Source organism: Afipia sp. P52-10 (genome assembly GCF_000516555.1).
GTDB lineage: Bacteria > Pseudomonadota > Alphaproteobacteria > Rhizobiales > Xanthobacteraceae > P52-10.
Map to the genome: position 1 here is coordinate 1773394 of NZ_AZSJ01000003.1, position 13052 is coordinate 1786445.

Genomic DNA, 13052 nt, shown 5'->3' on the forward strand with positions numbered 1-13052 from the left:
GCTAACCGTTCGTTCATGCTCCTGGCTTAGACTGCCGCCGTACCGAAGATCCCAGCCTGACCGATGCTTGCCGCCAGCTCCTCCCTGCCTGACCTCGAAGAGATCGTCAGGAGCGTCACCCCGGAGCGGCGGGCGATCGCCCTGCGCAAGCTCGGCGCGCTGTTCGTGCAAGGGGCCTCACGTTTCAACGTTCAGCATGTGGCCCTGTTCGACACCGTGCTGAAGAGCTTGCTGCCGCAGGCCGATGGCGAGGCGAGAGCGGCTCTGGCAGGCCAACTCGCTGCGTTGGCCAATGCGCCGCCGTCGGTGGTACGCGAACTCGTTCTCGATGCTGAGATCAAGGTTGCCGGGCCGCTGCTGCGGGCCTCTCCGGTGATCGACGAGGCGACGTTGATCGAGGTCGTGCGATGCTGCGGGCAAGCGCATTTGCAGGCGGTGGCAGAACGTCTGATCGTGCCCGAGAGCGTCACCGATGCGCTGCTTGTGCGGGGTGAACGTGAGGTGGTGCGCAGCGCCGCCGCGAATGCCGGGGCGCTGTTTTCGGTCAAGGGCTACTCCAGCCTGGTTCGGCGTGCGGCCGATGACGGTGTGCTCGCGATGGCGATTGGTCTGCGCGAAGACCTGCCGACGCCGCTGCTGCAACGGTTGCTGAGCGAGTCGGCCGACATCGTCCGCCGCAGGTTGTTTCAAACGGCAAGCCCGGCGCGGCGGGCGGCGATCGCGCGAACCATGGCGGAAGCGGTCGCCGATGCTGATGCACCAACGGTGCGCGACTTTGCATCGGCGCAGCAGGCGGTTCTCGTCTTGCAGCAGGCCGGCGCGCTCGATCATGCAACGCTGACGGGGTTCGTCAAGGAACGGAAGTACGAAGAGACGGTCGTGGCGATCGCGGCGGTGTCCGGCCTGGCGATCGATGCGGTCGATCGCGTGATTGCCGGCGGCCGGCGCGATTCCATTCTTATTCTCGGACGCGCGTTGGGTCTCGAATGGAGCGCTGTTCGCGCGCTGCTGTCTTTGCGCCTCGGTGCTGGCCGCTCGCTCTCGATCGCCGATATCGAGGATGCGCGCGTCAATTTCGAGCGTCTTGCGTTGCCGACGGCCCAGCGGGTCGTCGCATTCTGGAAAGACCGCGGTCAAATCTAGCACGTTGAGCGGCGTCGCAGCGGTTCGAACGAGCGTGTCAAAGAGCGCCAAACCAGGCCTTGATTGCTCGTTTCACGCGAGGCCCGGGAGCCATCGTCAGGATTTGCGGATCGAACCAGGCGCGTGCCGCGCGAAGATCAGATAGGTGGCGCGGCGGCCTTCGCGTTCGGCCTTTCGCCCATAGCGCGTCATCGTATAGCCAGGCCAGGGCTTGCGCCAATCGTCGGCGCGTTCGGCGGTCCAGACGAAATCGGCGGATCGGTGAACGTGTGCCAGTGTCCACGCGGCGTAATGATCGATGTCGCTGACGAAGCGAAATTCGCCGTCATCGCGCAGAATGCGGACCATCGCGGCGAGGGTGCGATCCTGCACGAAGCGGCGTTTCCAGTGGCGGCGTTTCGGCCACGGGTCGGGATGGATCAGGTCGATGCGGGTGAGCGAGGCCGGCGGGAGCCAGGCAAGCAACTCCGCAGCGTCTCCGGCGAACAGCCGGATATTGGTCAGTCCGAGCTCGTCGATGCGGGCGAGGATCTTCGCCATGCCGTTCACGTAGGGTTCGCAACCGATAAATCCGGTGGTTGGATGGGCGGCCGCTTCCGCGAGCAGATGCTCGCCGCCGCCGAATCCGATCTCCAGCCGCACCGCGCTGATGGCCGGGCCGAACAGCGTTGCAGCCGATGCCAGTGGCGGCGCATCAATGGTGATGGCGAGCTGCGGCAGCAGCGTCGTCATCAGGTCGGCCTGATGCAGACGGAGCTTGTGGCCCTTGCGCCGGCCGAAGAACGAGCCCGGCGCGCGCAGCTTTGAAGTCGTGTCGGAAGTCATCATGCATCCTGCATCAAGCAGGCGCGGATTTGCGAGATGAAAAGGGAGGAGTGCGGGCCGGGCGGCAGCGGTCAGCGGTGATCGGGCTGCTCGCGTCCTGCGATCTGCTCGACCAGATCGACGATGCTGCGGCGGAGCTTCGCGTCGCTGATGCGCGTGAAGGCGCGGGTCAGCGCCAACCCTTCGGACGTGGCGAGAAAATCGGAAACATAGGCGGGAGACGGGGCTTCGCTGGCGCCATTGGCATTCACGGCGCCGCCGGGGCCGCCTTCGAACAGGAACGACACCGGAATGCGCAGGATTTCGGAGATCTGCTGCAGGCGGCTTGCGCCGACCCGATTGGTTCCCTTCTCGTATTTCTGGATCTGCTGGAAGGTCAGCCCGAGCGACTCGCCGAGTTTCTCCTGGCTCATGCCGAGCATGATGCGCCGCATGCGAATCCGGCTCCCGACGTACTTGTCGACGGGATTGGGCGCTTTTACCGACATCAGCTTCTCCTCGGGCTCGCCTATGTTCATGATGTTTGCCCGCCTCTCGGAAACCCACAAACAACTACGCGGATTGGATGGTCGTGGTCAAATTCTTGTCTGCAATTGAGGGAAAAAGTTAGGTTAGATCGAGGCGATTCATCTACTATAGGCTGTAAATATAGTATCATAGTACCATATATGTTGAGTTCCCTCCTCTGCAAGTTTCATCTATAGGGTTGCGCGTTAAACAAACGCTAGGCGCTGATAGGATTTTTCTCTCAGGAATTGAGCTGCGATCGTCTGCGAATCACGACGAAGCCGGCCAACGCCACCAGCACCGCTGCGGGAATGTCCGTCATCCTGCCATAGAGCGGAGTGGCGACCGAGGCTGGAAGTCCGGCGTCCACCACGCCTTCCGTACCGAGATCGAGACGGGCGACAATCCGCCCGAGCGGATCGATCACCGCGGAAATGCCGGTGTTGGCGGCGCGAACGATCGGGAGCCCCTCCTCGATGGCGCGCAGGCGCGTCTGCTGCAGGTGCTGATAGGGGCCGGTGCTCTGTCCGAACCAGCCATCGTTGGTGACGTTGACAATCCAGGCGGGCCGTTCCTCGCGAGTCGTGATCTCGCCCGGGAAGATTGCTTCGTAGCAGATCAGCGGCAGCATGCGCGGTGCGTGCGGCAGGTCGATCGGCCGGCGCCGTGTGCCGGGAATGAAGCCGCCCTGGATTTTGGTGATCTGCGTGAAGCCGAGCTTCTCCATCGCGGTCTGGAACGGCAGATACTCGCCGAACGGGACGAGGTGCAGCTTGTCGTAAACCGACAGGATGGTGCCGTCGTGATCGATCGCGTAGATCGAGTTATAGGCACGGCTGATCGGCAGGCCCGGCGGCGACGCGTCCGGCGGGCGCACCGCACCGGTGATCAGGACCGTCCCGCGCGGCAGCAGGTCGGCGATCTGTGCCATCGCATCGGCCTCACGTGCGAGGAAGAACGGGAACGCTGACTCCGGCCAGATCAGGAGAGTGGTGTCGCTGAGGCCCGTGGACTGTGGTCCCGACGCGCGCTCCGACAGGGCGAGATAGCGGCGCATCACCTCGGCCTTTGCGCCGTAGTTGAATTTCTTATCCTGCGGCAGGTTGGGCTGCATGATGCGGAGTTTGACGCCCTCCACCCAGCGCGTCGGCTCGCGGGCCAGCCGCAGCGCCCCATAGGCGCCCATCACCGCAAGCAAGGTGAGCGCGAGCACGGGCCAGATATGGCGCGAGGTCTTGCGGTCGTCGATCAGCACCGCGGGACTTGCGAAGATCGCCACGGTCAGAAACGTCAGCCCCCAGAGGCCGATCAGCGATGCGGTCTGTGCCAGTGCCAGCGGTGCCGACAGTGCATAGCCGAGCGCATTCCATGGAAATCCGGAGAGGATGTGTCCGCGCAGCCATTCCGTTGCGGTGAGCGCTATCGCCAATGTGAGAATGCGCGACGCGTCGCGTACCCACAGCCACCGCGCGACCAGAAAGCCTAAGGCCATGAACAGCGCCAGTCCTGCCGGCAGTCCAGCGACGGCAAACGGCAGCAGCCAGCCAAACGTCTGGGCGTCGACCAGCAAGGCGTTGCCGACCCAGTAGAGACCCGCCAGGAAGTAACCGAAGCCGAACCACCAGCCGGTCAGCGCCGCTGCCGGTGCTCCACCGAATTTTCCGCTGCCGGCGCCATCGATCAGCCAGACGACGACCGGCAGCGTCAGGAACAGGATCGGCCATGCGTTGAACGGGGCCATCGCCAGTGCGGACAGCGCCCCACTCGCCAGCGCGATCAAGGCGCGGCGCCAGCCCCAGGAGAGAATGATGGCGTGGGCGATCCGTGCCAGGCTCACGGGCCGCTCGCGGAGTGTCCGGGCGACGACTCGCCCGGTTTGGCATCGCCGGAGTCGGCCTTTGGCGGAGCGGTGGGCGCTTCGGACGTATCACGGCGGCGTTGCTCGCGCATGCGCGGGGTCGGTCGTTCCTTGCGGATGCTGATGCGCAGTCGCTTGACGCGGCGGGGATCGGCATCGAGCACCTCGATTTCGAACGGGCCCGGACCGGATATGACTTCGCCGCGAACCGGCAACCGTCCGACATGGGCGACGAGATAGCCGCCAAGGGTATCGACATTGCTGGTCTCGCCGAGGTCGAACTCCTTGCCCACGGTGGCGATGACATCTTCGATCGGCGCGCGCGCGTCGGCGATGAAGGAGTTGTCCGGCTGCTTGACGATAGATGGCGACGTGTCGTCGTCGTGCTCGTCGTCGATCTCGCCGACGATCTGTTCGACGAGGTCCTCCATCGAGACCAGCCCGTCGGTGCCGCCATATTCGTCCACCACCAGCGCCAGATGGGTGCGGGTGGCTTGCATTTGCGCGAGCAGATCGAGAGCCGGCATCGAGGGCGGCACATACAGCAGCTTGCGGACGATGCCGGCGTCTTCGAGCGACATGGCAAGATTGATGCTGCGCAGATCGAGGTTAGCGGTGAAAGGCCGCTTGCGCCGTGTGTTGGCGGTCGGGTCGATCTGCGCGCGCGAGGTGATGAAGGCAAGCAGATCGCGGATGTGCACCATCCCCTCGGGATCGTCGAGGGTGTCGCGATAGACGACGAGGCGCGAGTGCGCGGCGCTCTCGAACAGCTTCATCAACTCGCCGAGCGAGATGTCCTGGCGCACGGCGACGATGTCCGCCCGTTGCACCATCACGTCGGCGATCCGCCGTTCGCGCAGGTTGAGGATGTTGCGCAACATGGCGCGCTCGGCGGCGCTGAAGCTCGTCTCGTCCGGGGTCGAGGCCTCCAGCACCACCTGCAAGTCGGCGCGCAGCGAGCCGGATCGCCAGCCGAACAGCGTACGGATCGCGCGCACCAGCCAGTTGTCGTGCGCAGGCCGCAGCACGTCGCCCTCTCGCACCGGCACCGGCAGGTTGCGGGGTTGAGACGGGGGTTCGCCGTCGTTGTTTGTCGCGGGCTCAGAGGGCACGGCTGTATTCATCGGTAAGGATCTGGAATGCCGAGATCGCTGAGAATCGTCCGCTCGAGGTTCTCCATGACCTCCGCGTCGGCGTCGGTCTCATGGTCGTAACCGATGAGGTGAAGAAATCCATGCACCGCGAGGTGGCTGAGGTGATGAGCGAAAGGCTTGTCCTCGTCGCCGGCTTCCCGGCGCGTGGTCTCATAGGCGATTGCGATGTCGCCGAGCATGCGCGGCTGGGCCACCGGTCCAGGCGCGGGCGCAGCAGGAAACGACAGCACATTGGTTGGCTTGTCGATCCCGCGCCAATCGCGGTTGAGCGTTCGAATTCCTGAATCATCGGTCAGCACAATAGCAACTTCGATGCCGTCGGCAGAAGAGGCAGCTTTGCGCGCGGCGGCATCGATGGCGCGCTGCACAAGAGCTTCGGCGTCCGGTTCGGCCTCCCAGCAGGAAGCTGTAACGAGAATGTCGGCCGACAAGGGCGCGCGCGGTTCCATAGCGAACAATCGTTGATATCAGGGCTTGCCGCCGGCGGGCCGGGGCGCAGCCTTCTCGTAGGCCGCCACGATGCGCTGCACCAGTTCGTGACGGATCACATCCTCGGCAGCGAACGTCACCTGCGCGATCCCCTCGACGCCGTCGAGCAGCCGGGTCGCTTCCGCAAGTCCGGAGGGCTGGCCATTCGGCAGGTCGACCTGGCTCGGGTCACCGGTGACGATCATCCGGCTGTTCTCGCCAAGTCGCGTCAGGAACATCTTCATCTGCATCGACGTCGTATTCTGTGCTTCGTCGAGGATGATGACGGCGTTGGTCAGCGTGCGGCCGCGCATGAAGGCCAGCGGCGCGATCTCGATCTCACCGGTCTGCAGTGCGCGCTCGACCACGCGCGCATCCATCAAGTCATAGAGCGCGTCGTAGATCGGGCGCAGATAAGGGTCGACCTTCTCGCGCATGTCGCCGGGCAGGAAGCCAAGTCGCTCGCCGGCTTCGACCGCAGGGCGTGACAGGATGATCTTGTCCACTTCCTTGCGCTCGAACAGTTGTGCGGCGTGCGCAACCGCAAGCCAGGTCTTGCCGGTGCCGGCGGGGCCGACGCCGAAGACCAGCGAATAGCGCTTGAGCGCGCGGATGTAGGCGTCTTGGGCTGCGGTGCGCGCCCGCACCGGACGCTTGCGCAGGTTGATCTCCTCGAAGGACGGGCGTGCGGATTTAGGATCGAAATCGAACAGCGAGCCTTGCGCGATCACCGCGCGGATCGCGCCATCGACGTCGCCTTGCGTCAATTCGTGGCCCTGGAGCACCTGCTCGTACAAGCTTTCGAGCACGCGGCGCGCAGCCTCGCAGCCGTCGCGTGATCCGGCGACGGTGACGTGATTGCCGCGCTGATCGGCAACCACATTCAGTCGCCGCTCCAGCAGGGCGAGGTTCTGGCCGTACTGCCCAACGAGGGAGGATGCTGCACGGTTGTCGTCGAAGGCGAGTTCGATATGGGCGTCCGGCGCTTTCAGGTCTCGGTCGATTTTGCGGCCGGGGGCGAGCGATGGCGAATCCGATGCGCTTTTTGGCAAGGGTTTCAGGCTCCAGTCGTTGCAACCAACGAAGTCGTCTCGTTCAGGTCTTGTGCGATCTGCGTGGGATCGCCCTGCTTGGAATCGAGGTGCAGTTCGCCAAACAGGCTGTAGCGTTCGAGCGCCGTCATCGTCACCGGCAGCACGCGGCCGATGATGTCGGCGGAAGCCATGACGTGCACCGGCTGCAGATAGGGAGAGCGTCCGACGATCTGACCCGGGCGCTTGCCCGGCTGCTCGAACAGCACGTCGAGGGTCTGGCCGACACACGCGGCATTGAAGTCCGATTGCTTTCGGTCGATGAGCTGCTGCAGTTGCGCGAGGCGCTGATCCATCGTCGCGGTGTCAATCATCTCCGGCATATCCGCCGCCGGCGTGCCCGGGCGCGGCGAATACTTGAATGAATACGCCGAAGCGTAACCGATTTGCTCGGCGAGTGCGAGGGTTCCCGCGAAATCCGCGTCGCTTTCTCCCGGAAATCCGACGATGAAATCCGAGGAAAACGCCATGTCGGGGCGCGCCCTGCGGAACGCGTCGATCACGCGATGGTAATCTGCAACACTATGCTTGCGGTTCATCGCCTGCAGAATGCGATCGGAGCCGGATTGCACCGGCAGATGGAGGTAGGGCATCAGCGCTGGCAACTCGCGGTGGGCGGCAATCAGGCTGTCGTCCACGTCACACGGATGGCTTGTGGTGTAGCGCAGCCGGAGAATGCCAGGGATCGCAGCCAGGTGGTGCAGCAGCTTGCCGAGCGGCCACGACTTGCCGTCCGGGCCCTCGCCGTGGAACGCGTTGACGTTCTGTCCGATCAGGGTGATCTCGCGCACGCCGTTGTCGGCGAGGCGGCGCACATCGTCGGCGATCTTGGCAACGGGCCGCGAGACTTCGGCGCCGCGCGTGTAAGGCACCACGCAGAAGGTGCAGAACTTGTCGCAACCCTCCTGCACGGTCACGAACGATGTTATGCCGCGGGCGCGGATCGTTGCGGGCTGCGGCTGAGCGAGTGCCGTGAATTTGTCCTCGACCGGGAATTCGGTCTCGATCGCCCGGCCGTCTCGCGCAGCCCGACGCAGAAGATCCGGCAGGTGATGATAGCTCTGCGGGCCGACCACGACATCGACCACGCTCGCGCGCTTGACGATCTCGGCGCCCTCCGCCTGCGCCACACAGCCTGCGACGACGATTTTCATGTCGCGGCCGTCGCGCGCGGCGGCATCCTTCGATTCGCGCAGACGACCGAGCTCCGAATAGACCTTCTCGGAGGCTTTCTCGCGGATATGACAGGTGTTCAGAATGACCAGGTCGGCGTCGGTGACGCTGTCCGTTTCGACGAAATTCTCGCGCGCGAGCGTGTCCACCATGCGCTGGGCATCGTAGACATTCATCTGACAGCCGTATGACTTGATGTGCAGCTTGCGCGGCGTGTTCATCGAAATCCGTGGTAGCGCAACAACATGACGCGCCGACCGCGCGCCTCGCGCCATTCAAATATAGGCAAAAACCCGGCGAATCCAGCGCCCGCAGCCGTTGTTTTCGAGCGATTTGGCGAGCGAGCGGCAGCGAGCGGGTTCCAGCCCCGCCCCCGGTGCCGTCCGGCAGTTATGCCTTGTCCTCGTCGAGCGGCACGCAATAAAGCTCGAGCCGGTGATCGACGAGCTTGTAGCCGAGCTTGCGGGCCACCTCGGTCTGCAGCTTCTCGATCTCGTCGGAGGTGAACTCGATCACGGTGCCGTCGCGCAGATTGATCAGGTGATCGTGGTGAGTCTCGCGCATCTGCTCATAGCGCGCGCGGCCTTCGCGGAAATCGTGCCGCTCGATGATGCCGGCATCTTCGAACAGTTTGACGGTGCGATAGACCGTCGAGATCGAGATTTTGTCGTCGATCGCGACGCAGCGGCGATAGAGCTCTTCGACGTCCGGGTGATCGGTTGCTGCGGCGAGCACGCGTGCGATCACGCGCCGCTGCTCGGTCATGCGCATGCCGGTCGCCGCACAGCGTGTCTCGATGTCGTCACCCTTCGGCGTTGCAGGCATCGGTTTCACCGCAGTCATCGATCGCTCTCTCGTCAACGGATCGGAACGTCTCGCTCGCATATATAGGTCTTTTCTGGCACCGCTGGAACGTCAGGACAAGTCTCGTTGCATCACCAGTGCATTCAATTTGGCGCCAGTCGGGTCCCGATAGTACTGTTCCCTGCGGCCGACCGTCCGGAATCCGGCGCGCTGATAGAGACGCACCGCCGGCTGATTGTTCTCTTCGACTTCGAGGAAGACACGGCGGACGCCGCGTCCTGCCAGATGCCCCAGATGGTGGCTGAGGAGGTTGCGGGAATAGCCCTTGCCGCGCCGGGCCGATGCGACCGCGACCGACAGGATCTCGGCTTCATCCGCTGCGATGCGGGAAATGATGAAGCCGATCGGCGTGCGACCGAGCATCAGCCGATCGGCGAAGGTGTTTCGCTCGGCCAGCATGCTTTCAAACTCGCCCTGTCCCCAGCCGCGATGGAAGGAGGCGCGATGAAGCTGCGACAGTTTTGCCGCGTCACGGATGGTCGCAGGCTCGACGCTGGTGCTGGCCGGCGCGAACAGGTTCGAGAGCCAGCCGGTCATTGTGCAGACGATGACGCTGGCTGATCGAGCTCTGCCGGGACGTGCGGCTTGGCGTCGACCGGACGCAAGTAGAGCGGGCGGGGTCTCGACCGAGCGGGATCGGCGGCGACACCGAGCCAGGCGATCCAGCTGATATCGGGGGCGGTTTGGGTTTCGACCACGGCGGGAGGTGCACGATCCGCAGGCCAGCGGTCGGCCACCATCTGCGCGGCATTGCCGATCAGCTTCGGGGCAGCCGGCGTCAGATGCGGAACTTCGGCAATGGGAATGACGCACGGGCGGACCAGCATGGCGCCGTCGCTGTTGACCGCCTGCGCGTAGACGTGGTCGTGGCGTGCATCGATGACGGAAACGATCGATTGCTCGCTGCCCTCGGCGAGGAAGGGCGAGGCGAACGCGGACAGCGTCGTCACGCCGACCACTGGCTTGCCGGCCGCGAGACCAAGTCCGCGTGCAGCCGAAATGCCGACGCGCAGGCCGGTGAAGCTACCGGGGCCGATCGTCGTGACGATCCGGTCGAGTGCGGTGAAGGGCAGCGCGGCGGCCTGCATCACCCGCGCGATCATCGGCATCAGCGCTTCCGCGTGTCCGCGCGCCATCGGCCGAGCCTCCGACGCGCGCAGGCCCGGCGTTTCGGTGTCGAGCACGGCGGCCGAACAGGCTTCGAGCGCGGTATCGATGGCAAGGATCAGCATCGGAGAATCATATCATCGGCCGGCGGTCCGCATAAACCGCGCTTCGCCGCCGGTCGTGCCATCCACGTCTAAATTTCATGCCTGGGTTTGCTGGAGTTCGTACAAGTCAAAAACGGAGGGCCATAAAAGCAAGCGGCCGGGGCTGCCCCCGGCCGTGTCCGACAAGACATGTCGCTGGCGGTCAGCTCATCTGCTGCACTTCGACGACGTCCGGAACGAAGTGGCGCAGCAGGTTCTGGATACCGTGTTTCAGCGTGGCGGTGGAGGACGGGCAGCCGGCGCAGGCGCCCTTCATGTCGAGATAGACCACCCCTTCCTTGTAGCCGCGGAAGGTGATGTCGCCGCCGTCGTTGGCCACGGCCGGCCGGACGCGGGTCTCGATCAGCTCCTTGATGGTGGCGACGGTCTCTGCGTCAGTCTCGTTAAAGAACTCCTCGGCATCATCGTCGCTCTCGCTGCTGCCGTCGTTCAAGAGCGGCGCGCCGGACATGTAGTGTTCCATGATCGCGCCGAGGATCGCCGGCTTCAGGTGTTGCCAGTCGCTGTCGTCCTTCGTGACCGAGACGAAGTCGGAGCCGTAGAAGACGGCGGTGACGCCGGGAATGTCGAACAGCTTTTCAGCAAGCGGCGAACGGTGCGCAGTATCGCGGTCGCGGAATTCCATGGTCCCGTCGCCGAGCACGGCTTTGCCGGGCAGGAACTTCAGGGTCGCGGGGTTTGGGGTAGCTTCCGTCTGGATGAACATTGTTGGCTCCGGCACATCGCCGGTTCAAGGCCGGCGCGGTCAGGGTGAAGGGACTGCATTATCTAGCAGATAACCCCGAAAAGGACACCTGCAAGAGGACAGGCTACAAGCCCCAGCGGGGGCCGTTTCTGCCTCCACCGGGAGCCCAGCCAGCCGGAAGCCGGCTCACGAGAGGGCGTCGATGTCGTCGTCGGTCAGGGTTCCCGGGACCACCACCACCGGAATCGGGAATGCGCCGGCGGATTTGGCGATCGCCGTCACGATCGGCCCTGGTCCCTCGGCGCCGGCGCTCGCCGCCAGCACCAGCGCGGAGATATCGACGTCGCCTTCGATCGCCTCGAGGATCTGCTGGGTGGGATTGCCCTCGCGGATCACGCGCTCCGGCGTGATCGCCGCCAAGCCATTGGCGCGGCCCGAGGCTCGGTCGAGGGCGGCGTTGGCCTCCTCGTGGGCCTCGGCGCGCATGATGTCGGCGACGCCGCGCCATTCCTGATTACGCTGTTCGGCTTCGATCACGCGCAGCATGACCACCCCGCCGCCGACGCGCACCGCCCAGCGTGCGGCGTAGTATACCGCGCGGTCGCACTCGGCGGTATCGTCGATGACGACCAGACACTTCGGCTTGTGGCCGGACTCGTAGCTCCGACGTTTCGTGTTCATGCAGCGTGTCCCGATATGAAGATTCAATTCGAGCGAATTGAATCGCGCTCCCGTCGTGGCCCGAGCAAGCTCATGCATTCAACGCCCGCGCCTGCCGGCAGCGTCGCCCACACCAATGCTGCCACGGCGCAGGCCGTGGCGACAAGCGCGATAAATTTTGCGCGGGCCGTCGCGACAATTGTGGCGAGCGGATGGTGGTCGGCGGAAGACGTCAGCGTTTGTGGATAAGGCCGACGATGTCCTTGGTGGCGCGGATCGTTTCGTCGGCGATCGCCCGTGCGCGGTCGCCACCGTCGATCAGCACGGAATCGACGTAACCAGGATCGGCCATCAGCTTCTTCATTTCCGTGGCGATCGGTGCCAGGCGGGTGACGCAAACATCAACCAGCGCGTTCTTGAAGCTGGAGAACTGCGCGCCGCCAAATTCACGCAGCACGTCGGCCTTCGCCTTGCCGGCGAGCGCAGCATAAATGCCGACGAGGTTGTCGGCCTCCGGCCGTTGTTCGAGGCCCTTCTCCTCGCTCGGCAGCGGCTCCGGATCGGTCTTCGCCTTGCGCACCTTCTGCGCGATGGTGTCGGCATCGTCGGTGAGGTTGATGCGTGAATACTCGGACGGATCCGACTTCGACATCTTCTTGGTGCCGTCGCGCAGCGACATCACGCGGGTTGCCGGGCCTGTGATCAGCGGCTCCGGCTGCGGGAAGAAGAGCCCGGTGTTGAAGCCGTTGCCGCGGATCGAGTCGCCGAAGTCATTGTTGAACTTCTGGGCGATGTCGCGGGCGAGTTCGAGATGCTGCTTCTGGTCGTCGCCGACCGGCACATGCGTCGCGCGGTAGACGAGAATGTCGGCCGCCATCAGCACCGGATAGTCGTAGAGGCCGACCGAAGCGTTCTCGCGATCCTTGCCGGCCTTCTCCTTGAACTGGGTCATCCGGTTCAGCCATCCGATCCGCGCGACGCAGTTGAAGATCCAGGCAAGCTCGGCGTGGCCCGACACCTGGCTCTGGTTGAAGACGATGTGTTTCTTCGGATCGATGCCGCTGGCGATGAAGGCTGATGTCACCTCGCGCGTGGTGCGGACTAGGCCTTCCGGGCCGCCCCAGACATTCATCGGCATGGTCAGCGCGTGCAGATCGACCACGCAATACATGCAGTCGAAGTTCTCCTGCAGCTTCACGAAGTTGACGATCGCGCCGAGATAGTTGCCAAGATGCAAATTCCCGGTGGGCTGCACGCCTGAGAAAACCCGTTGGATCGCGGTCATCTGTCGTTCCTGGAAAGGTCTGCCGTCCGTTGCGGCGTCATTTGCCACGGGCGGGCACCAGGCGCAAG

Annotated in this window: 14 protein-coding genes; 1 reads left to right on the top strand and 13 read right to left on the bottom strand. The window is 64.4% G+C overall.

Features of this window, described 5'->3' with window-relative positions; translation table 11 throughout:
• Positions 1 to 63: 63 nt before the first annotated feature.
• Positions 64 to 1143, top strand: a complete 1080-nt coding sequence (locus tag X566_RS09780) for a DUF2336 domain-containing protein (protein WP_034465672.1) — start codon at positions 64 to 66, stop codon at positions 1141 to 1143.
• Between the two features lie 96 nt (positions 1144 to 1239).
• Here X566_RS09780 and trmB read toward each other — a convergent pair whose 3' ends face one another.
• The 13 genes from trmB to trpS all read right to left on the bottom strand — a co-directional run bounded on the left by trmB (position 1240) and on the right by trpS (position 12984).
• The gene (gene trmB, locus X566_RS09785) at positions 1240 to 1971 is read right to left on the bottom strand and encodes a tRNA (guanosine(46)-N7)-methyltransferase TrmB (protein ID WP_034465675.1); all 732 of its coding nucleotides are present in this window, start codon (positions 1969 to 1971) and stop codon (positions 1240 to 1242) included.
• Between the two features lie 68 nt (positions 1972 to 2039).
• Entirely contained in the window at positions 2040 to 2456 is a 417-nt protein-coding gene (locus tag X566_RS09790; RefSeq protein WP_034468262.1) for a helix-turn-helix domain-containing protein, read from the bottom strand.
• Between the two features lie 260 nt (positions 2457 to 2716).
• Positions 2717 to 4312: an apolipoprotein N-acyltransferase gene (gene lnt, locus X566_RS09795; protein ID WP_034465677.1), complete on the bottom strand. Its 1596-nt coding sequence runs from the start codon at positions 4310 to 4312 to the stop codon at positions 2717 to 2719.
• Entirely contained in the window at positions 4309 to 5457 is a 1149-nt protein-coding gene (locus X566_RS09800) for a hemolysin family protein (protein WP_081740115.1), read from the bottom strand. Before X566_RS09800 ends, lnt begins: the two co-directional genes overlap by 4 nt.
• Positions 5454 to 5936 carry an rRNA maturation RNase YbeY gene (gene ybeY / locus X566_RS09805; protein ID WP_034465680.1) on the bottom strand — a complete coding sequence of 161 codons (483 nt, stop codon included), beginning with the start codon at positions 5934 to 5936 and terminating at the stop codon, positions 5454 to 5456. Before ybeY ends, X566_RS09800 begins: the two co-directional genes overlap by 4 nt.
• Before the next feature lie 18 nt (positions 5937 to 5954).
• Positions 5955 to 7007 carry a PhoH family protein gene (locus X566_RS09810; RefSeq protein ID WP_034465682.1) on the bottom strand — a complete coding sequence of 351 codons (1053 nt, stop codon included), beginning with the start codon at positions 7005 to 7007 and terminating at the stop codon, positions 5955 to 5957.
• Positions 7008 to 7012: 5 nt separating this feature from the next.
• A complete protein-coding gene (gene miaB, locus X566_RS09815) occupies positions 7013 to 8440 on the bottom strand; it encodes a tRNA (N6-isopentenyl adenosine(37)-C2)-methylthiotransferase MiaB (protein ID WP_034465684.1) in 1428 nt (475 codons plus the stop codon).
• A 169-nt stretch (positions 8441 to 8609) separates the two neighbouring features.
• A complete protein-coding gene (locus tag X566_RS09820) occupies positions 8610 to 9062 on the bottom strand; it encodes a Fur family transcriptional regulator (protein WP_034465685.1) in 453 nt (150 codons plus the stop codon).
• A 72-nt stretch (positions 9063 to 9134) separates the two neighbouring features.
• Positions 9135 to 9620, bottom strand: a complete 486-nt coding sequence (gene rimI, locus X566_RS09825) for a ribosomal protein S18-alanine N-acetyltransferase (protein WP_034465687.1) — start codon at positions 9618 to 9620, stop codon at positions 9135 to 9137.
• Positions 9617 to 10315 carry a tRNA (adenosine(37)-N6)-threonylcarbamoyltransferase complex dimerization subunit type 1 TsaB gene (gene tsaB / locus X566_RS09830; RefSeq protein WP_034465688.1) on the bottom strand — a complete coding sequence of 233 codons (699 nt, stop codon included), beginning with the start codon at positions 10313 to 10315 and terminating at the stop codon, positions 9617 to 9619. The genes rimI and tsaB overlap by 4 nt, the downstream gene beginning before the upstream one ends.
• A 181-nt stretch (positions 10316 to 10496) precedes the next feature.
• Entirely contained in the window at positions 10497 to 11060 is a 564-nt protein-coding gene (locus X566_RS09835; RefSeq protein WP_034465690.1) for a NifU family protein, read from the bottom strand.
• A gap of 165 nt (positions 11061 to 11225) precedes the next feature.
• Complete coding sequence (locus X566_RS09840) at positions 11226 to 11720, bottom strand: universal stress protein (protein WP_034465692.1); 495 nt, start codon at positions 11718 to 11720, stop codon at positions 11226 to 11228.
• A 211-nt stretch (positions 11721 to 11931) separates the two neighbouring features.
• Complete coding sequence (trpS, locus tag X566_RS09845; protein ID WP_034465694.1) at positions 11932 to 12984, bottom strand: tryptophan--tRNA ligase; 1053 nt, start codon at positions 12982 to 12984, stop codon at positions 11932 to 11934.
• Positions 12985 to 13052 lie beyond the last annotated feature (68 nt).